The sequence below is a fragment of the Aeribacillus sp. FSL k6-2211 genome (assembly GCF_037966125.1).
In the GTDB taxonomy this organism is placed as follows: Bacteria; Bacillota; Bacilli; order Bacillales; family Aeribacillaceae; genus Aeribacillus; species Aeribacillus composti.
The window spans coordinates 3438797-3457848 of record NZ_CP150190.1 but is presented as its reverse complement, the minus strand read 5'-3'; the positions used below and the strand labels follow the sequence as shown (position 1 = coordinate 3457848).

Here is a 19052-nt window from a genome sequence, read left to right as displayed (position 1 = left end):
AGGTGAAAGTCAAATGAAATCGCAAAATAAATTGTTAAAAGGGCTGTTCATCGGAGCGATCGCAGGCGCAGCGCTTTCTTTATTGGATAAAAAAACAAGGGACGATGTAATCAGCAAAAGCAGATCAGCTTTTAGCAAAATCAAGCAGTGCGCAGAAAATCCGATGGAGATTGCTGATAAAACAAAGGAAAAAATGAACTCTGTCAAAAGAACAATCGAGCAAACAATCGAAGATATTGAATTTGTTTCTGAAAAAGTGAAAGAATTAAAAGAAACGACACCGAAAGTAATGGAAATAATGAAAGAAGCAAAAGAGAAATGGAAGGAGCGCCTTTGACAGAAACTAGTTTGAAATGAGGTGCCAAGATGGATGACCACATCAACCTTCTTCAAATCGCTAAAGAGCTTTTTAAACGGTTTAAAGAAGATGAAATATCAAGTTTAGCTGCGGAGTTAGCCTACTTCTTTCTTTTGTCTCTTTTTCCATTCCTTATTTTTTTAATGAATCTCCTTGCATATTTGCCCCTCTCTTCAGATGTTGTTCTTGATTTTGTCGCACAATATGCACCGGGAAATACAATGAAATTGATCGAAAACAATGTGAGGCATATTATTGAAACTCAAAATGTGACCCTTTTGTCGTTCGGAGTCATTGGAACAATTTGGTCTGCCTCAAATGGGATTAATGCGATTGTCAGAGCTTTTAATAAAGCATATCAAGTGGAAGAAAACCGTCATTTCCTTGTAGCTCGCTTGATGTCTATTTTGTTGACTTTTGCCATGATTTTAGTCATTTTAGTTGCACTGCTGCTTCCGGTGTTTGGCAGAGAGATAGGCTTGTTTATATTTCGGGCGTTCGGATTTACAGAAGTGTTTTTAACGATATGGAATACGATAAGATGGTTATTAAGTGCTGTTATTTTGTGCATCGTTTTTACAGGACTGTATTTTATTGCGCCAAATAAACGGATGAAAATTTCTGAAGCATATCCAGGCGCTTTATTTGCTACCGTTGGCTGGATTGTTGTTTCTCTTCTTTTTTCTTACTATGTCGGAAATTTTGGGAATTTCAGCGTGACATATGGAAGCCTCGGCGGGGTGATCATTCTTCTAATTTGGTTTTATCTTTCCGCGGTTATTATTATATTAGGCGGGGAGATCAATGCAATTTTATCAAAAAATTCCAATAATTAATAAAGGCCGCCATTTATTTCGAAGACTTTTTTTCATTTCACATGGTCATATTAAAAATGAGGCTGAAAAAATTGACGTAAACAGGAGGACATACGAGTGGCAAAGCAATCAAAAAAAGGCGGTCAACACAACAAGCAAAACTCAAAATCCAAGCCGAAGCATAAAACAAGCGGAAGTGCGAACGGTCAAAACGGCTACCATTAAAAGAGATATTATCAAGCGCATTCCTCGGGCTGTCGACTTTTTCGACAGCCCGGGTTTTTGTATTCAGCAAGAATTTAGCTATGTTTGCCATGAGTTCAGAGCTTTAATTTTATATTAAATAAAGTTCGGCAATAGGTGAGTGTCTGCGTGTTGAAGCTTCTTTTTTTTGCGGGAATGTTCGCATCGGACCTCCGGCGGCGGAAGGCTTCTTTTGCGTTTTCTACTCAGCCATTTCTAAATATCGATCATAAATAGAAGCATAAATGTGTTCAATGTCCGCATCCGTCATGTACATAAGCGTTTCCCGATCAATATTTCCTATTTTTTCAATAAAATCAATCATATTTTTTCTTTCCTGCCGTTTCATCATTTTTCCCCTCTCCTCTATAATGTTATGATACAGTTTTTTTTATTTTGAAACTATTATATAACAGATGGAGTAGATGTTCAACTTATTTTTTAATTTTTTTCCCGCAATTTGTATTAATTGCAAATAAAAAAATTAATCAATTACAATAAAATTGTAGATATTAATGGAGGAGATGATACAGCATGGAATTTCAAATGAAGGAAATTGGATATAAAACAACTTTTGAATACGGAGAACTGCATGTGGCAGGTGATGTTACATACGGATTCCGTCCATTTCAATTGATGGTTTCCGCCATTGCTGGCTGCAGCGGAAGTGTTTTCAGAAAAATTTTAGATAAAAAAAGAATCGTTTATGACGATATTACGATTCAAGCTGAAGTTGAACGGAACGAAGAAAAAGCGAACAGAATTGAAAAAATTCATCTTCATTTCATCATTTCAAGTTCCAGCGAGGATTTGGACCGTGAGCAAATTCAAAAATGCTTGGAGCTGGCGCACAAAAATTGTCCAATGGTTCAATCAGTAGAAGGCAGCATCAACATTACGGAAACATTTGAACTAAAATAAAAGCTTTTATGAGCAAAAAAATTGTTTTTAGAAAAAAATGTAATACAATAAATGTGTATAATTCCGATCTGATTTCTAGGAGGTAATGTGATGACACAAACGAAGCTTGCCCGCCAGGCCGAATATGAAATTGATTCTATTTATTTAAAACGCTGGTCTCCGCGTTCGTTTTTAACTAAAGAGGTCCCGGAGGATGTGTTACTAAGCCTTTTTGAAGCAGCACGCTGGGCGCCTTCTGCTTTCAATTTCCAGCCATGGCGTTTTATTATCGCTCGCACAGAGGAAGACCGCAAAAGATTTATGTCATTCATTGGCGAGTTTAATCAAATTTGGTGCAAAAACGTCCCGGTTTTTGCCTTGATTATTTCTAAAAAGACTAGCGAGCGGGGGGAAATCGGCTCCCACGCCTTTGATGCAGGTGCAGCTTGGGGCTATTTATCATTAGAAGCAACAAGAAAAGGCTTGATTACGCATCCGATGACAGGCATAGACTTTGAAAAAGCACGTCAAGTTTTAAACATCCCTGAAGAGTATGCAATCAATGCGCTCATTGCAATTGGCTATCAAGGGGAAAAAGAAGCTCTGCCGGAAAGCCTGCAGGAAAGAGAGGCACCAACCCCTCGTCGTCCTATAAAAGAATCCATTTTTGAAGGCCTTTTTGGCGAATCGCTGAATGAATAAAAGTTTCAACAAAAAAATAGAAGCAGATGATAGAGATCTGCTTCTATTTCATTTTTATGAAGAGGAATTGTGGCATTGCCGATTTACCACATTTAGTTCTGAAAAATTTCCTTTCAGTTATTACGCTAGAGTCGAAGGTGTAAAAGTTCGTCCGGCAAATTCAAAAACAAAAAGTTATACGGCCTCGCTAAAACGGCGTTTATGTTGGATTGTAAAGTAGGTGATCGTTGCGAGAACAAACACGATCATAAAAGTGAGCAAAATAAATGCATTTTGCCACATAAACGCATAATCGCCGCTCGAAATGACTGAACGGAAGCCGGCTACGGAATATGTCATTGGCAGCCAGTTGTGGAGCGGCTGCAACGCTGTTGGGATTAACTCTAACGGGAAGGTACCGGCGCTTGTAGTTAATTGTAAGATTAAGATAATGATTGCTAAAAATCTTCCCGGATCACTTAACGTTGTGACAAGCAGCTGAATTAACGTCATGAACGTTAAGCTTGTGATGATCGTAAATACGATAAATCTCGCAATACTTTGCACTTCAATGCCTACTCCTGCTAGTAAAATTGTATCGGCTATCAACGATTGCATGACGCTGATCATAACGAGAACACCAAACTTGCTAAAAAACCAACTCATTCCCGTTTTAGGTGTAGTTGCTGGTTCACGAAGAGGGTACACAATTGTTACGAGCAAGGCGCCGACAAACAATCCCAGCGATAAGAAGTACGGAGCAATCCCCGTTCCATAGTTAGGAACTTCGTTTAATTTTTCGTTTTTAATTTTAATAGGTTTTGCAAACATATCGTATATTTCTTTGTCCGCTTTGACGTTGCTGGCATCTTTGGCTCCATCGTGCAATTTTTCTGCCAATTCATTAGAACCTTTATCCAGCGTCGTCATTCCTTCCGTCAATTGACCAGACCCGTTAGAAAGCTGCTCGATTCCGTGTGAAAAGTTTCCTAACCCATTTGTGAGTTTTTCCATTCCGTTTGCTAATTCGCCGGAACCAGCAGCAAGCTGATTAGTGCCATCTTGCAGTTGATCAGAACCGGAAGCGAGATCATGCAAGCCGGCTGATAATTGTCCGCTTCCTTCCATCAGCTGGGTTATTCCGCTTTTCGCTTCATTCATTTTTTCACCGAATGTCGATAATCCTTGGGAGAGCTCCTTCTGTCCGCCAGCTAATGATTCGGCACCTGCGGCGAGCTGCTCCTGCCCTGCTACTAGTCGTTTGAGACCGTCGCTTAAAGCGACTGTTCCGCTATGCAATTGCGCTGATCCAGAAGAAAGCTGATCAGCTCCATCTTTCAATGCTGCAGCATTTTCGGAAAGCTGGCTGATACCGCTTGTTACTTGTTTGCTTCCATCCGCCAGCTGCCCTACACTTGCACGCAGTTCTTTGAGTGCCGTTTTTTGCTGCGGATCAGACGTTTGAGCGATCATAGCATCAAGCCGGGCTGTCAGCTGTTCCAGTCCGGCACTCACCTGTGCCGCTCCCGTTTTCGTTTGTTCTGCTCCCTTAGCCCATTGTCCGAGTGATGACGACAGATTGCTGGCTCCGCTTCGTACTTGCTCGGCTCCGTTTGCGAGCTGAGGAGCTTTTTCATTTATTTGTTTCATTCCATGAAGTGATTGCTTTAATCCATCCGCCAGCTGCTGAGAACCATTTCTTGCCTTTTCTGCACCATCGAGCAATTTCTCTTGGGCTGCAATCAATTGGTCAAGACCGGAATTAAAACGGTTCATTCCGCTGTTCAGACGCTCGGCTCCGGAACTAGCGGATTGCAGCCCATTTTTAAATATCAATGATTTTTCAGCCATCGTTTTTAAATGTCCATATATTTCTTGAACTCCTTGTTCCGCAGAGAGCGCGCCGTTGTACAGCTCTTGTGAACCATCTTTGGCCGAATCAACCCCGTCCTTCAGCTTTATTGCTCCTTGTTTTGCTGAATCAATGCCATCATGCAGTTTCTTTGCTCCTTCGCTTGCCGATTCGAGCCCTTCTGCCAGCTTCTTAATATTTTGGAACATCGTTTCGGCATATGTTTCCGTTAATGTATCACCAACTTCTTCTTTCAGTTTTTCAATGGTTTTATCCCCGATTTGTGCTGCGAAAAAGTTCATGCTCTCATTCGGCATATAAATGAGCTCCATTTTTTGAGGGTGTTCGTCCTTTATCGTAGTTGCATGCTTTGAAAAGTTTTCTGGAATTTTGATAACTAGATAATATTTCCGGTTTTTTAATCCGTTTTCCGCTTCTTTCTCGTCAACAAATTCCCAAGAAAGCTGCTTTTTCTTTTTTAGATTTTCCACTAGATCGTCGCCGATCTTTAACTTTTCCCCATTCAATGTTGCCCCTTTGTCTTGATTGACTACAGCGACCGGCAATCTCTCTAAGTGGCCATACGGATCTCCAAATCCCCATATAAACATTCCGCTATACATAATGGGGATAAATAAAATAGCGATAACAGGAATCAAAATTTTCCGATTCGCTACAATCATTTTTAGCTCATGTAAAAATAATGAGATTCCACGCAACGGTTATCTCCTTCCTTTTTCGTACTTTTGACCATTTTGCTCATTTAGTCATTTTATGATAAAAGAAGAAGGACTATCTATTTCGACAATCCTTTTAAAAAATACAGCTCAAATAATTCTGCGATTTTCTCCTTTGGCAGCGGCTCATGTTCCTTTTCCCAATCAAAGTTTAGGGCGATATACATTTTTAACATTAAAAAGGCGGTGATTTCGGAATCACAGTTGCGAATTTCTCCTTTTTTTATGGCGTTGTCAATTTTTTCGCGGATAAAGGCGATAATCGCCCGATCCAATCTTTTCATCACTTCTTGAACGGCCGGAGTCCCGATATCCCGAATTTCTTGGAGAAGCTTAATTGTTAGTGGATGTTGCTTTCGAAACTCTGCAATGCGATATAAAGCGCGATGGGCGTTTTCAAGAAATGGACGATCGGGGTCCATTGCATGCTCTGCCGTTTCTTTTATTTCTACAATAACTGAGGAAATAATTTCGTCTAACAAATCCTCTTTGCTTTTAAAAAACGTATAAATTGTTCCTTTGCCTACATTCGCGAGTTTCGCCACTTGTTCTATCGTCGTTGCCTTATACCCGAATAAGGAAAAAGATTTTGTCGCCGCATCAATAATATTTTGTTTTCGATCGATAGCCATGCTCCTCATCCTCTTGATTGACTAAATGGACATTTTGGTCATTTCGTTAAAATTATCATACTATATTGCCTGATTAAAATAAAGGGGTTTTTTTACAAAATGATCGACAGGCTTTACACATGCGGCTGTCCTCATTTTTAAAAAGGGAAGAAGGTCCAAGCACGGTAACGTTGTGAAATGTTTGCAAAAACCACCACGTTATAGTATACCGTCAATCATCCGAAGCTGTAATCGGCAAAAGGCTTCTGCTTCAGACATCATTTTTTTCTTGTTGTTGTATTTTTTAGATTTGAGTATTTTGCACATGGTGTCCTCTAAATGATAGAGCAGAAGGAACAAAATAATCAATTACCAAATAAACTAAAATCCGTTTTCAACGAATTAGAAATCTTGAAACATCTTCGAAAGGCAAACATCCAAAAAAATCTCTGATTCACCTGTTCTTATTTGTTTCAACTGGTGTTTTGCCTCATTTTCCAACAGAAGAACTGGTTCCGGCTTTTGGACTCTAAAAAAGCGGATCAGCTGCCAGTCAAGGATGCGGTCTACCGTTTCCTCAACCATGGCGCCGTTCTACTTTCCTTTAGTTCCTCGGTCATTGCCAAGGTTAGTAGCCTAACAGATAAATACCGGGTAAAAGTATTCATTATTGATGATTCGATGTTTGGACGGAATCGCAGTAAGAAAGTGGAACTGCTTGCACGTTGTATGGATCACTCGTCGCTCCGGAAGCGATTCTATAAAGGCTTTCGTATGCTTACTTTAGGCTGGTCTGACGGCTACTCCTTTATGCCGATTGACTTTTCTTTATTGAGCTCCAAAAAGGCTCAAATCAATGGGATTTCAGAAAAAATAGATAAGCGTACATCAGGGGATAAATGCTGTGTTGAGGCATTACAGACAGCACCAGAACAAATCCCTGCTATACTGCCTTGACCGCAGGGTTGGAGCTCGTTACGTCTTGATGGATACATGGTTTACTCAACAACCTCTCATTCAAGCAATCGTGGAACAGGGACTTGATGTGATCGGCATGGTGAAAGCGACCAATCAACACTATCTCGTAGGGGGCAGAGCCGTCTCTTTAAAAGAACTCTATCGATTGTCTAATCCGGTTCAAGGAAAGAAAGGAATCCTTCGTTCCATTCACACGGTGATGGCAAATGGAATACCAGTTAAAGTGGTCTTCATTCAAAACCGAAACAAGAAAAACGAATGGGTGACCATTCTTAGCACCGATTGTACCCTGACAGAACAAAAAATCGTGCGCATCTATGGAATACGCTGGGACATCGAAGTATTTTTCAAGACGACTAAGTCACTGTTGCGCCTTCAGGAAGAATTCCAAGGCCGTTCTTTCGACTTGCTTATCAGCCATACCAACATTGTGTTTACTCGTTACATCGTTCTCTCGTGGCAAAATCAATGTAACACGGATGATCGGACCATTGGCGGTCTCTTTTATGAACTATGCGATGAAATCAATGAACTGGATTGGGCTGTAGCTTTACAGCAGTTGATCGAGCTTCTTCAAGATACCCTAAAAAAGATAAATAAAATGACAAAAAAATCATTGAAAGTCAACTACAGCAATGGATTGCAGGCCTTCCTAGTTATATCAAGGCTTATTTGCCAATTTCTATCTGCGAAAGTTGAGTTAGTAATTAAAATAAAATCAAAAATAAAGGAGAAAATGGATATGACTATTACTAGCAATTATCTTCATTCCCCTGCACTTAAAACAGTACAGGGGAATGTTGTAAAGATTTTATACAGCGAAAATGTGTATCAATCTATTTTCCCAGTAGCCTATATATCAGCACAATACCAATTAATAACACGGGTATTTGAACCGATAACTTAATTAAGCTATTTGTGAATATATACTCACCTATTAAAACGACTAATCCTGCAAAAATTGCAGATATAATAGCTTTTTTCATAATTTTCAACCCTTTTTATTGAGATAAGACAATAGGAGGATATTTATTACCATAAGTATATTTAACATAAATCGGGACACCTGTTATATACTCAGATATTATGGCTCCTACAACAGCTCCTGCAACTGCGCCAGCTATTCCAAATATACTACCTAGATATGCTGCACCACCAGAAATTCCACCTTTTACTATGGCTCGAACATCAGTCTTAGAGTCTTAGTCAACCACAGTTCGATTCCCCACCAATGAAATTTAATTGCTCTTTTTCCTTCAGAAGCTTTAGCGTAACTAATAGTTTTAGCTGAAACGTCTTTAGGCATTACAACAACAATATTTCTTACTACCGCTGTATTAGCTCCACTGATGGTCTCTAAATTATTATTAGCTTGAGATACTAAATTGTTAACAATCTCAAAATCTCTTTCAGAAAGAATCTCCTTTAACTTTTTCTCATCTTTCAATACAAATTTATTTTCTTCGACAACAACATATTGATCAGCTGTTTGAATTAGATTTTCTGATAACGATACATTATATCCTTGAGAATAGACGTTTAATGTTCTTGTTTTTCTGCCGCAAACGCTGAGTATGATGGTAATGTACTTCCTAACAAAGATAAACTTAAAGTCCCTAGTAAAATTTTTTTACGCATATTAAATTACCTCCTTAGTATATTAATTTCTATCACACCTTATAGACGTTAATTTTATCAATATAGTTCCACATATTTCATTTTTTGACATAAAAATACCATTAAATAAAGTATTCTAGAACTTTATTACTGGTAGACTAAATACCAACAAACTCGAAAATCCTTAAAAGAATGAAACTAATTACAATGCCTTAATGGATAAGTGACCTTTATTTTTTCTCTTTCAGTAGATTACTTAACGCTTGTTCCCAAAATGGAATACCATCTACAAAACCCGCTTCTTTGCAACGTCTCATCTCATTTTTAATCTTTTGAATGGCCTTTTCTAATTTTTCCATATTTACAGCAATCGTCCGGGACACCGATCTATCATGCCCTGTCTGAATTCAAGGGATGGTAAAAAAAGGTATGCATATCGGTCTGTCATGGCAAGGGATGATAGTCCCAAAGCGCTTACAGATGAAATTCAAAAAAATGGTTCGCTAACCTATGACTTACATCTGTTTTCAGCGAATCAAAAAAGTTCCCTCAAAGTCTTGACTGACTCTTTGCAAAATGCTCGATTTATCAAAATATATTGTTTATGTCAGAAAATAAAAATAATTTTTACGGACAAATTTTTTCCATAATTGTAAACGGCCTTTTTTAGAAGGAAGTGTTTATTTTAAACAACTTTTGTTAAAATAAGTAAGCAAAGTTTTCGGGAAAATTATTGCTAAATATGGGTGGTGAGCTTTATGTTCAATCGTATATTATCGATCTTGGTTGTTGTTGGATTGCCGTTGTCCGTTATTGGCAGTTTGATGCATTGGAATGCACTGCTTCTATTTGCAATTTATTGTTTAACGATTATCGGACTCGCCAGTTTTATGGGAAGAGCGACAGAAAGCTTGGCGATTGTGGCAGGTCCACGAATTGGCGGACTGTTGAATGCGACTTTTGGGAACGCTGTTGAGCTCATTATTTCAATCTTTGCGTTAAAAGCAGGTTTAATTTCAGTTGTTTTAGCATCTCTCACAGGTTCTGTAATCGGCAACTTGCTGCTTGTTGCAGGTTTATCGTTTTTTGTCGGTGGATTAAAGTACAAGCGGCAGAAGTTTAATGAATACGACGCAAGACATAATTCTGGATTGTTAATGTTTGCGGTCATTGTTGCCTTTGTCATTCCAGAAGTGTTTGCACAAACAATGAATGATACGGACACATTGACGTTAAGCATTGGCATTTCCATCATTATGATCGGGCTCTATTTAGCCGCGTTGTTTTTTAAATTGGTAACCCATCGGGGAGTTTATCAGAAAAAAGAGGAGCAGATCGAAGAACACGAAAGCCCGGAATGGTCTGGCAAGATCGCAACCATCATTTTGTTTTTGGCAACAATTGCGGTTGCATATGTTTCGGAAAATCTTGTACATACGTTTGAAACGGTCGCACATGAACTTGGCTGGAGTGAATTATTTATTGGGGTAATTGTCGTTGCCATTGTTGGAAATGCAGCGGAGCATGCGTCTGCGATTATTATGGCTTACAAAAATAAAATGGATGTAGCGGTTGAAATCGCCATCGGATCAACCTTGCAGATCGCCATGTTTGTTGCGCCTTTGCTTGTATTAATTTCGCTTCTGTTTTCAGAAAAAATGCCGCTCGTCTTTACGCTTCCTGAGTTGATTGCCATGGCGACAGGAGTACTGCTCATGATTGTAATTTCCAATGACGGCGATACGAACTGGTTTGAAGGGGCTACTTTGCTTGCTGCTTATGTCATCATGGGGATAGGCTTCTATCTATTATAGGAAGATATTTTGCGGATAAAATACAAATAGCTTGAAAAAACTACAAGCAAAGGCTACTTGAAAGGAGATAACCACATGAAACAGCTAATGACGTTATTTATTTCAGTCATGCTTGCATCGGTTTTTTCAAGCTTAAGCTTCGCTGAAGCACCAACTATCCCCAAATCGGTGATGGATATTTCAAAAGAAAATACGTATCCAAATCCGAGGCAAAATCTTCCTTATTTACAGCCAAGTGAATTAACAAAAGAGTTAATCAAAACATCCAACGTCCCGATTGAAAATCCTGTTTTAATTAAAATGTTAAATGAGTCTTCCATTACACCTTCTCCAACCGCCATAGGATATAGAGCCGCCATTTACTTGGGACGGTGGGCATTGAATTATGAATCTGAGGAAACAACAGTCAATTGGGAGTATCAAAAAATCAATACAAACTTTTTTGACAATCGAGGCGGTAAGTCGCCCGTTCAAATTAGCTATAAACAGGAGGCGCAAAAACGGGTAAAAGGAGGATTAACCGCTAGAATTTCTGATCATAAAGATGTCAAAAAATTGATGCTGATGAAGGCGGCAAAGAAATCGAAAATGCCGCTAGCATTTGAAACAATTGTCGGCTTCGGGACGAAAAAAAATCAAGTATATAATATCCCGCCGAAAAAAATGGGGTATTTATACGCATACGTTCCCGCTGTCAACGAAAAAGGAAAAGTCACTTACGGAGAAGTGTATTTAATGTTAAGGGGAAGCAAGAAGCAAATTGTTGTCAAAAATGTTACGCAACAAGGCATTGGAGCATGGATTCCTGTGCAGGATCGGGCATCCTTCCACTTTCTTATTACCAATCAGCCTAGATAATAGAAAAGGGCGGGCGAAAGGCAAATATATTGCCGAAAGAAGCCCAAGCCCTTTTATTATATGCGCGCTTTTCTTTTTGTAAAATCTAAGTCTCGGTAATAACTATTTTTCACTAAAAGATTCGGTCCAAGACACGCTACGTTTGGACAATGGCAATTCAGCTGTTGGGCAATCGGGGATTGCATCCATTTTTCATAGGCTGATAAAAGAGTATCTTTTTTGATGTTTCCAAGCGGCGGTACATCGCCGAAATCTGTCACAATAATGTCCCCTGTAAAAATATTGACATTGAGACGGGATCTGCCGTCAGGGTCATTTCGAACAGTCACGTTTTTGCTTTCTCTCAATCGCTTCAGCAATGCTAAATCTTCCTCATTGTCGCTGCAAGCGTAAAACGGGAGTGTTCCAAACAGCATCCACACTGATTCGTCGCGGATATCCAAGAGCTTATGAATTGCTTCGCGTATCTCATCCAAGCTGAGCGTTTCAAGATTGCTAGCGAAATCACTTGGATACATTGGATGCACCTCATGGCGTTGACATTTCATTTCGTCTACAATTTGTCTATGGATTTTTTCAAGATGAGGAACCGTCCGTTTATTCAGCATCGTCTCCGCTGAAACAATTACTCCCGCTTCAGCCAGAGCTCTAGAGTTTTCAATGATTCGTTCAAAATATTTTGCACGTTCTTTATATGGAGGCTTCTTTTTCATCATTGCAAATCCGGCTTCAACAAAATCATCGACCGTTCCCCAGTTATGGGAAATATGCAAAACATCTAAATACGGGATAATTTTTTCATAGCGTTTCAAGTCCAATGTTAAATTGGAATTGATTTGGGTTCGTATCCCGCGTTCATGTGCGTATTTTAAAATGGGAACGACATAATTTTCCACAGATTTTATCGAAAGCATCGGCTCCCCGCCGGTAATCGAAAGGGATCGCAATGTCGGCACTTCGTCTAGCCTTTTTAAAAGTAAATCGAGCGGCAGCCCTTCCGGATCTTTCGGAGATAAAGTGTATCCTACAGCGCAATGCTCACATCGCATATTGCAGATTGTGGTGGTGGTAAATTCTATATTTGATAATGTTAATTCACCGTATTCCTTCATATCTAAATAAGCTTCCCAAGGGTCATAGGAAGGAGTAATCTTTTTGAGGGTTGTATAAGTTTCCATAAAAATCATTTCTCCTTTAATTAACGTTCTCAAGACATAACGTTCCTTATGACGATATTGCCCTGTTACCTCTACACCGTTTTTTGAATTAATGCTTCCAGCAATGCGGAATACCCTTGAAGCATCAACCGCCCTAGAGTCGCCCCCTAGCTCTTTTAATTGTTCTAAGAAGTGATTTTGTACCGCTTGCCATAACGGTGAAGCTTTGTAAGGAACAGGCTCTTTAAGCCAAATTAAAACCATTTCTTGACCGCTAAAAATGATTATATTCGGCTCTGGAATCGATTGGCCAAAATAATCGTATTCTAATTTGCCGATGATCCAGTTCGAATTATAATTAAACAAATAAAAATCTAAATCAACATATAACGACTTTAATTGCCTTATATTCGTAATTTGTCGGCTAGGCTTATAAAATTGTATTCTAGCTAAAATAAACATCCTCTTCGAGCCATTCGGTTAGTTTTTCAGCCAATTCCTGTGGTTTGTAATGATATTGGATGAATTTACCTTCTTTTTTCTTTGCAACAGTAATCCATCAATCAGAGTTATGATGATGAAACCATGCATGGTATCTAGCGTTATCTAGCCTTTTTGCATTTTCCATAAATATTTTCTGGTGTGCGTAAAATGTTTGTGGGAGAAATTCTTAGAATTCCCGATGAGGGGGGTAGGAACGTAGGTTCGTAATCCCCTCATCGGGGTCACCAAGCGAAAGCGCGGTAGGATCCCAAGCAGGAACATGAAAAAAGGACTCTCTCCCTGATAAGATGATTATTGACCACACTATCAAACAGGAGGAGAGAGTCCCATGAATATTCAACAACATCTTACCACAAATTCGTTGACATGGAAAGAGATCGAACTTGATTTGTTTCGGCCCTGCAAAACGCCTTCGCCGAGCTGTTTACGGCTTTGTTGGAGGACATCGACCGACAATTGGCGGAAACCCGGGACAAGCGCCGGTACCACTTGAAAGACAAACGACGCTCCACGATTCAAACCCTGTTTGGCGAAGTCACCTTTGAGCGAAACTACTATTTAGACCGAGAACAAAACCGTTACACGTTTTTGCTTGACTCCCTTCTAGCGTTTGATGGATCGCAGTCAATCAGTCCTTGTCTAGAAGAAACGGCGGTGGGATTGGTTGTGGAGTGCTCTTCTTATCGCAAAGCGGCTTGTACGCTTGCCCAGATGGTCGGGTATCCGGTGATAAGCCATGAGGCGATCCGCCAGTTGGTGCTCGAAGCCGAAGCTCCGCTGCACTGCCCGGTTGACCAGCAATATGGACGGATGCTGTTTGTGGGAGGCCGATGGACTGTTTGTCTCTCGCCAAGGGAAGAGAAAACGGGCCAAGGAAGACAAATCCTGATCGTTCACGAAGGGTGGAAGCGCAACGGCTTACGGATCGAATTCGTGAATCAGCGCCATTACGTCCATGAGGGCAAGAGGGAGGGCTGTCAAGAAAAACTCGACAGCCTAAAATTAAATCCAGATTTTAATTAACAAATTTAATTGTTTCCACCTTTAAAATTCCCTTTGCTCTTCCACCTTTAGCATTTCCTTTTCTATAACGTCTACCAATTTTTTAGTACTATACATATATAGCACTAACTCTTTATCCCCATCTTCAATGTGGATTTCAGCTTGAACCCTTATTTTTGATGGCTTTCCTTTATAGATAACATCGAAAGTTCCAAACTCTTTGATCTCATTGTCTTCATTCATTTTATCTATTTCAGATAGAATCATGTTGATTTCTTCTTGAGTCAAGCCTGAATCTAAAATTGAGTTTGATAAATGGTTTAAAAAGGGTTCTATCTCTTCAAGATCAAAATTCATTCCTGCAGCATAACGTGCTTCTTTGTATTTAGTAACTTTATTCCAAAAATTAATCATAAAAATAGGTTCCTCCTATCAAATGTTTAATTTTCAGGTTTAATTCTAGAATATAAAACATCATGTTCTTTAATTGATCGATCCTCGTTTTTAATTAAATCATCCGTTCCAGTAAATAACATATAACATCCTTTCCTTACATACGATTCACTTATTCCTAGCAATTTAGCTAATTTGTAATTCGAGAAATCAGGATTCAACTCAATTGCTTGTCTAAGTTTTTCTAAGTTCTTATCCGTTTTATTGCGCTGTTCTTTTAAATACTCCTCACGGCTTTTTACGCCCATTTCCCGGCGTTTTTGTTTCCTTCTCCGCTTTTCATTCGCATCTATAATCGTGCTTAAATGGCGTTGTTCGTCCTCTGTTATATCTAACCATTCAATTAATTTTTTATTGCTGATATTATATCCAGCGCCAGGATACCCTTTTTCTCTGGCTATTCGGTTTGCTTCTTCGTTATTCCGTGCATAATAGGCCTTTTCAGCGCTTCTGGTGGATCTTCTTAAAGGCTCATTAAACTGTAAATTAAACGTTAGCGTTTGTTTTAAGGCTTCTTCTGGATCATTCAAAAAGCAACATAACCAATAACGGTACAAGAAACAAATTGTCTCACGATAACCAGTAACGTTATAATTGCGTAATTCAACCAGTTTTTCTAAGTCTAGTAATCTAGCATGATGCGATCGGAAGACGTTAAAAAGATGTTGTACCTTCTTTTTTCGTCCTCTTTTTTTAGGCTTTCCTGTTTTGGCTCAACCTCAAGTTCCGGTAAATACCTCAAATTGTAAACTGCACCATTAAATAATTGTAGCATGCCATCAGAAAAATGTAAGCGAATTTGAATCGAATATGATGTAAAAAAGTGTTGACAGAGGGGAAGGATAGTGGCATAATCCAAGTAAACGAATAAGAATTATAAAGTTAATAATAAAACTCTTATCAAGAGCAGGTGGAGGGATGAGCCCAATGAAGCCCGGCAACCGACTCATATGATGAGCACGGTGCTAATTCTCCCAACAGAGATGTTGAAAGATAAGAAGTTGTTTTGACAAAAAACCTCTTCTTATTGAAGAGGTTTTATTTATATAAAAAAATCTGAATGAAGAGGATTGAAAAAATGGGTCACGTAACAGCAGTATACCAAATCATTGCGAAACGAGAAGATTTAGAAAAAAAAGCAGAAGACATTGCTCTTGGATTAACGGTAGGTTCGTGGACTGACCTTCCTCTTTTAGTGCAAGAGCAGTTAAAAAAGCATAAAGGACAAGTGGTTGAGATAAAAGAAACAGGCGAGGATCCATCCTCCGGCAAAACGATTGCACAGCTTCACATTCGCTTTCCGGGAGAAAACTTTTCTAAAGACATTCCTGCCATCTTAACGACAACTTTTGGAAAATTATCACTAGATGGAGAAATAAAATTACTAGATTTGCAGTTTGACGATGAGATCTTTCGGTATTTTCCAGGTCCTCGATTTGGAATTCAGGGGTTACGAGAAAAACTTGGCGTTTACGACAGACCGTTAGTGATGAGCATCTTTAAAGGTGTAATTGGACGTGATATGGATTACCTTCTTGCCCAATTGCGGGAGCAGGCTCTCGGGGGCGTCGACTTAGTAAAGGATGATGAAATACTTTTTGAAAATTCGCTCACATCATTTGAAACAAGAATAAAGGAAGGCAAAAAAGTTCTTGATAACGTGTATCAAGAAAAGGGACACCGAACTTTGTATGCGGTCAATTTGACGGGAAAAACATTTGAATTGAAAGATAAGGCAAGAAAAGCAAAAGAATTAGGTGCCGATATTTTGCTATTTAATGTTTTTACATATGGACTCGATGTGCTGCAAGCATTAAGGGAAGATGATGAAATCGCCCTCCCAATTATGGCTCATCCGGCGTTTAGCGGATCGTTTACTTCATCCGAAAAATATGGGCTCTCTCATTCCTTATTGCTTGGAAAATTGATAAGAATTGCTGGAGCAGATTTTTCGTTGTTCCCTTCACCATATGGCAGCGTTGCATTGGAGCGTGACAAAGTTTTAAAAGTGAAAGAAGAATTGGTGAAGGAATCAGTTTTAAAACCAGTTTTTCCTGTTCCATCTGCTGGCATTCACCCGGGTCTTGTTCCCATTTTAATTCATGATTTTGGAAAAGATTGTGTCATTAATGCAGGAGGCGGTGTTCACGGTCACCCGCAAGGTGCTCAGGGTGGAGGAAAAGCTTTCCGTCAGGCAGTTGACGCTGTTTCCCGGGGTGTTCCCCTTAATGAAGCAGCTGAAGACATAGAATTACAAGAAGCAATTCGGCTCTGGGGATGGAAGGAGGCACCGTCCAATTGAAGCCAGTAATATTTTGTGATTTTGATGGAACGGTGACAAAAAAAGATAACATCGTTAGCATCATGAAGCGTTTCGCTCCAAAAGAGTGGGAGCAATTGAAGGATGGCGTCCTTTCCCAGTCGATTAGTATTCAGGAAGGAGTCGGCAAGATGTTTGCACTTCTTCCATCTTCTTTAAAGGGTGACATCATTCACTATATTTTAGAAACTGCAGAAATAAGGGAAGGATTTCGCGACTTTGTTCATTATGCGAAAAACATGAACATTCCTTTATACATTGTCAGCGGCGGAATCGATTTTTTTATTAAACCGCTGTTGCAGCCTTTTGATTCTATTACCGCACTGTTTTGCAATAAAGCGGATTTTAGCGGAGAAACGATCACCATTCATTGGCCTTATACGTGTGATGAAAAGTGTCCCAACCAAAATTGTGGGTGCTGCAAACCGACAATTATTCGGCAAATTGCAAATGCTGACACTCATTCCATCATCATCGGGGATTCCGTCACAGATTTAGAAGCCGCGAAGATTGCAGATACAGTTATTGCACGTGATTATTTATCAAAAAAATGTCAAGAATTTTCTATTCCTTATCAATCTTTCGAAACCTTTTACGACTGTATTGACATTTTAGAGAAGACAATAAACAAAACAAATTTCATAGAAGAAAAAGGTGGCGCAAAATGAGTGTCGTTTTAACTCGTGTTCATGAGCTTGCGGAGATTAAAGAGGAGCTTGCTGCGAGGGATTGGTTTATGGGGACAAGCGGCAATTTAGCCATAAAAGTTCAAGATTCCCCGCTTCAGTTTCTTGTGACCGCAAGCGGCAAAGATAAACGAAAAAAAACGAAGGAAGATTTTTTGCTTGTTGATGGAGAAGGAAATCCTGTAGGCGCAACACAGCTGAAGCCTTCGGCAGAAACGCTGTTGCATTGCGAAATATATAAAAGAAGCAAAGCCGGCTGCAGCCTGCATGTACATACGGTTGCAAATAATGTCATCTCTGAACTTTATGGTGACGCTGGGAAAATTGTATTTCAAGGACAAGAACTGATAAAAGCGTTTGACCGCTGGGAGGAAGATGCAGAATTACAGATTCCGATTATTTATAATTATGCCCATATTCCTACATTAGCAAGCACTTTGGGCGATTTCGTGGAGGAGGATAAAGGGGCAGTTCTTATTCGCAACCACGGAATTACTGTATGGGGAAAAGATGGCTTTGAAGCAAAGAAAATTTTAGAAGCTTGTGAATTTTTATTTCAGTATCAGCTTGCTCTTATTCAAGCAAAAGCCGGTCTCCTTGCGAGTACAGGAGCTTTAAATAATTAAACATTTTAAGGAGGTATTTTACATGACAACGATTAAAATTCAAGGAACAAACGAAGTTATCAGCAATCAAGAGGAAGTGATTTCATTTTTAAATCAACAAGGTGTTATTTACGAGCAATGGGATATTGCCAAATTACCAGAGCATTTAAAAGAGAAATATCTTTTAAATGATGAGGAAAAACAAACGATTTTACAATCTTTTGAAAATGAAATTAAAGATATTTCAGCAAGACGCGGCTACAAAGCTTGGGATGTCATTTCTTTAGCAGATCATACGCCAAACCTTGAAGAGCTGCTGAAAAATTTTCAGCGTGAACATCATCATACAGATGATGAAGTGCGCTTTATTGTAAGCGGCCATGGAATTTTTGTTATTCAAGGACAGGACGGAAAATTTTTTGAAGTGCATCTTAATCCGGGAGACCTTATTTCTGTTCCAGAGGGCAGACGCCACTATTTCACATTAGCTGATGACCGAAAAGTTGTTGCGATCCGCATCTTTGTGACAGAAGAAGGCTGGGTGCCAGTTTACGAAAAAGAAGAAGTAAATTAAGTTTACAAAAAATTTATGAAAAAGCGGCTTTAAACATTCACAGCTGCAAGCTTAACATCATCTTTTTCATATAACTGGCTGCTCTTCGGATACACAATTCATCCAGCTCAGTGAACAATGTTCCTGAATGCAAAGAAACTATGAAAATACCACAGCGGCTGCTGACCCGGTTTTAATAGGTTTACACATTTTTGCGAAGAAGCTTGCAGCTAAAAGAGCACCACAAAAATAGGCTTGTCTTATGTTACAAGAGGATATAGTTTCACTTGAAAACCAAGTAAACACAG

The 19052-nt window shown here is 39.3% G+C and carries 19 protein-coding genes, 1 pseudogene and 1 riboswitch; of the genes and pseudogenes, 12 read left to right on the top strand and 8 right to left on the bottom strand.

The features are described from left to right. Window positions 1-13: 13 nt before the first annotated feature. A complete protein-coding gene (locus NSU19_RS16745) occupies window positions 14-337 on the top strand; it encodes a YtxH domain-containing protein (RefSeq protein WP_063386772.1) in 324 nt (107 codons plus the stop codon). A gap of 29 nt (window positions 338-366) precedes the next feature. Beyond that, window positions 367-1194 (top strand): YihY/virulence factor BrkB family protein, encoded by an 828-nt coding sequence (locus NSU19_RS16740; RefSeq protein ID WP_063386771.1) that lies wholly within the window; start codon window positions 367-369, stop codon window positions 1192-1194. Window positions 1195-1618: 424 nt separating this feature from the next. On the opposite strand, the gene NSU19_RS16735 is transcribed toward NSU19_RS16740, so the two are convergent. Then, complete coding sequence (locus NSU19_RS16735; RefSeq protein ID WP_063386837.1) at window positions 1619-1765, bottom strand: BH0509 family protein; 147 nt, start codon at window positions 1763-1765, stop codon at window positions 1619-1621. Between the two features lie 185 nt (window positions 1766-1950). Between NSU19_RS16735 and NSU19_RS16730 the strand changes: the two genes are divergently transcribed. Together NSU19_RS16730 and NSU19_RS16725 are read left to right on the top strand one after the other, a co-directional pair. Further along, the gene (locus NSU19_RS16730) at window positions 1951-2337 is read left to right on the top strand and encodes an OsmC family protein (RefSeq protein ID WP_063386769.1); all 387 of its coding nucleotides are present in this window, start codon (window positions 1951-1953) and stop codon (window positions 2335-2337) included. A 90-nt stretch (window positions 2338-2427) separates the two neighbouring features. Continuing rightward, on the top strand, window positions 2428-3018 hold the full coding sequence (locus NSU19_RS16725; RefSeq protein WP_063386768.1) for a nitroreductase family protein: 591 nt from the start codon (window positions 2428-2430) through the stop codon (window positions 3016-3018). A gap of 174 nt (window positions 3019-3192) precedes the next feature. Here the strand turns inward: NSU19_RS16725 and NSU19_RS16720 are convergent, their stop codons facing one another. Continuing rightward, window positions 3193-5568 (bottom strand): YhgE/Pip domain-containing protein, encoded by a 2376-nt coding sequence (locus NSU19_RS16720; RefSeq protein ID WP_327848585.1) that lies wholly within the window; start codon window positions 5566-5568, stop codon window positions 3193-3195. A gap of 77 nt (window positions 5569-5645) precedes the next feature. After that, a complete protein-coding gene (locus tag NSU19_RS16715; RefSeq protein ID WP_066247743.1) occupies window positions 5646-6218 on the bottom strand; it encodes a TetR/AcrR family transcriptional regulator in 573 nt (190 codons plus the stop codon). A 318-nt stretch (window positions 6219-6536) separates the two neighbouring features. Here NSU19_RS16715 and NSU19_RS16710 point away from each other — a divergent pair. After that, window positions 6537-7874, top strand: a pseudogene (locus tag NSU19_RS16710) (transposase). A 475-nt stretch (window positions 7875-8349) separates the two neighbouring features. Here NSU19_RS16710 and NSU19_RS16705 read toward each other — a convergent pair. Further along, on the bottom strand, window positions 8350-8622 hold the full coding sequence (locus tag NSU19_RS16705) for a hypothetical protein (protein WP_339197495.1): 273 nt from the start codon (window positions 8620-8622) through the stop codon (window positions 8350-8352). A 400-nt stretch (window positions 8623-9022) separates the two neighbouring features. Beyond that, a complete protein-coding gene (locus NSU19_RS16700) occupies window positions 9023-9151 on the bottom strand; it encodes a hypothetical protein (RefSeq protein ID WP_277874815.1) in 129 nt (42 codons plus the stop codon). 399 nt (window positions 9152-9550) lie between these two features. Here NSU19_RS16700 and cax point away from each other — a divergent pair, with 399 nt between their 5' ends. Both cax and NSU19_RS16690 read left to right on the top strand, forming a co-directional pair. Beyond that, window positions 9551-10606 carry a calcium/proton exchanger gene (gene cax / locus NSU19_RS16695; protein WP_130156871.1) on the top strand — a complete coding sequence of 352 codons (1056 nt, stop codon included), beginning with the start codon at window positions 9551-9553 and terminating at the stop codon, window positions 10604-10606. A 75-nt stretch (window positions 10607-10681) separates the two neighbouring features. After that, complete coding sequence (locus NSU19_RS16690; RefSeq protein ID WP_339197491.1) at window positions 10682-11464, top strand: YfkD family protein; 783 nt, start codon at window positions 10682-10684, stop codon at window positions 11462-11464. Between the two features lie 56 nt (window positions 11465-11520). Here the strand turns inward: NSU19_RS16690 and yfkAB are convergent, their stop codons facing one another. Next, entirely contained in the window at window positions 11521-12642 is a 1122-nt protein-coding gene (gene yfkAB / locus NSU19_RS16685; protein ID WP_063386763.1) for a radical SAM/CxCxxxxC motif protein YfkAB, read from the bottom strand. A 915-nt stretch (window positions 12643-13557) separates the two neighbouring features. Between yfkAB and NSU19_RS16680 the strand changes: the two genes are divergently transcribed. Beyond that, window positions 13558-14148 carry a UPF0236 family protein gene (locus NSU19_RS16680; RefSeq protein ID WP_157727857.1) on the top strand — a complete coding sequence of 197 codons (591 nt, stop codon included), beginning with the start codon at window positions 13558-13560 and terminating at the stop codon, window positions 14146-14148. A 21-nt stretch (window positions 14149-14169) separates the two neighbouring features. Here the strand turns inward: NSU19_RS16680 and NSU19_RS16675 are convergent, their stop codons facing one another. Continuing rightward, the gene (locus NSU19_RS16675) at window positions 14170-14541 is read right to left on the bottom strand and encodes a hypothetical protein (protein ID WP_094244471.1); all 372 of its coding nucleotides are present in this window, start codon (window positions 14539-14541) and stop codon (window positions 14170-14172) included. Between the two features lie 26 nt (window positions 14542-14567). Continuing rightward, on the bottom strand, window positions 14568-15110 hold the full coding sequence (locus NSU19_RS16670; protein ID WP_339193357.1) for a hypothetical protein: 543 nt from the start codon (window positions 15108-15110) through the stop codon (window positions 14568-14570). Window positions 15111-15474: 364 nt separating this feature from the next. After that, window positions 15475-15580, top strand: a riboswitch (SAM riboswitch). 78 nt (window positions 15581-15658) lie between these two features. On the opposite strand from NSU19_RS16670, the gene NSU19_RS16665 reads away from it, so the two are divergent. From NSU19_RS16665 to NSU19_RS16650, 4 genes are read left to right on the top strand one after another with little or no spacing between them, the layout of a single operon-like run. After that, a complete protein-coding gene (locus tag NSU19_RS16665) occupies window positions 15659-16882 on the top strand; it encodes a 2,3-diketo-5-methylthiopentyl-1-phosphate enolase (protein WP_339197488.1) in 1224 nt (407 codons plus the stop codon). Continuing rightward, window positions 16858-17568 carry a 2-hydroxy-3-keto-5-methylthiopentenyl-1-phosphate phosphatase gene (locus NSU19_RS16660; protein ID WP_063386761.1) on the top strand — a complete coding sequence of 237 codons (711 nt, stop codon included), beginning with the start codon at window positions 16858-16860 and terminating at the stop codon, window positions 17566-17568. The genes NSU19_RS16665 and NSU19_RS16660 overlap by 25 nt, the downstream gene beginning before the upstream one ends. After that, window positions 17565-18212, top strand: coding sequence for a methylthioribulose 1-phosphate dehydratase (locus NSU19_RS16655; protein WP_339197486.1), 648 nt, complete (start codon window positions 17565-17567; stop codon window positions 18210-18212). Before NSU19_RS16660 ends, NSU19_RS16655 begins: the two co-directional genes overlap by 4 nt. A 22-nt stretch (window positions 18213-18234) precedes the next feature. Then, window positions 18235-18765: a cupin domain-containing protein gene (locus tag NSU19_RS16650; RefSeq protein ID WP_063386759.1), complete on the top strand. Its 531-nt coding sequence runs from the start codon at window positions 18235-18237 to the stop codon at window positions 18763-18765. Window positions 18766-19052 lie beyond the last annotated feature (287 nt).

What these genes read in the sequence shown, in the direction of transcription:
- NSU19_RS16675 (WP_094244471.1), bottom strand. Translation starts at nt 14,541, where the DNA reads ATGATTAATTTTTGGAATAAAGTTACTAAATACAAAGAAGCACGTTAT.
- NSU19_RS16660 (WP_063386761.1), top strand. Translation starts at nt 16,858, where the DNA reads ATGGAAGGAGGCACCGTCCAATTGAAGCCAGTAATATTTTGTGATTTT.
- cax (WP_130156871.1), top strand. Translation starts at nt 9,551, where the DNA reads ATGTTCAATCGTATATTATCGATCTTGGTTGTTGTTGGATTGCCGTTG.
- NSU19_RS16730 (WP_063386769.1), top strand. Translation starts at nt 1,951, where the DNA reads ATGGAATTTCAAATGAAGGAAATTGGATATAAAACAACTTTTGAATAC.
- NSU19_RS16700 (WP_277874815.1), bottom strand. Translation starts at nt 9,151, where the DNA reads ATGGAAAAATTAGAAAAGGCCATTCAAAAGATTAAAAATGAGATGAGA.
- NSU19_RS16745 (WP_063386772.1), top strand. Translation starts at nt 14, where the DNA reads ATGAAATCGCAAAATAAATTGTTAAAAGGGCTGTTCATCGGAGCGATC.
- NSU19_RS16655 (WP_339197486.1), top strand. Translation starts at nt 17,565, where the DNA reads ATGAGTGTCGTTTTAACTCGTGTTCATGAGCTTGCGGAGATTAAAGAG.
- NSU19_RS16725 (WP_063386768.1), top strand. Translation starts at nt 2,428, where the DNA reads ATGACACAAACGAAGCTTGCCCGCCAGGCCGAATATGAAATTGATTCT.
- NSU19_RS16690 (WP_339197491.1), top strand. Translation starts at nt 10,682, where the DNA reads ATGAAACAGCTAATGACGTTATTTATTTCAGTCATGCTTGCATCGGTT.
- NSU19_RS16735 (WP_063386837.1), bottom strand. Translation starts at nt 1,765, where the DNA reads ATGAAACGGCAGGAAAGAAAAAATATGATTGATTTTATTGAAAAAATA.
- NSU19_RS16740 (WP_063386771.1), top strand. Translation starts at nt 367, where the DNA reads ATGGATGACCACATCAACCTTCTTCAAATCGCTAAAGAGCTTTTTAAA.
- NSU19_RS16650 (WP_063386759.1), top strand. Translation starts at nt 18,235, where the DNA reads ATGACAACGATTAAAATTCAAGGAACAAACGAAGTTATCAGCAATCAA.
- NSU19_RS16715 (WP_066247743.1), bottom strand. Translation starts at nt 6,218, where the DNA reads ATGGCTATCGATCGAAAACAAAATATTATTGATGCGGCGACAAAATCT.
- yfkAB (WP_063386763.1), bottom strand. Translation starts at nt 12,642, where the DNA reads ATGGAAACTTATACAACCCTCAAAAAGATTACTCCTTCCTATGACCCT.
- NSU19_RS16665 (WP_339197488.1), top strand. Translation starts at nt 15,659, where the DNA reads ATGGGTCACGTAACAGCAGTATACCAAATCATTGCGAAACGAGAAGAT.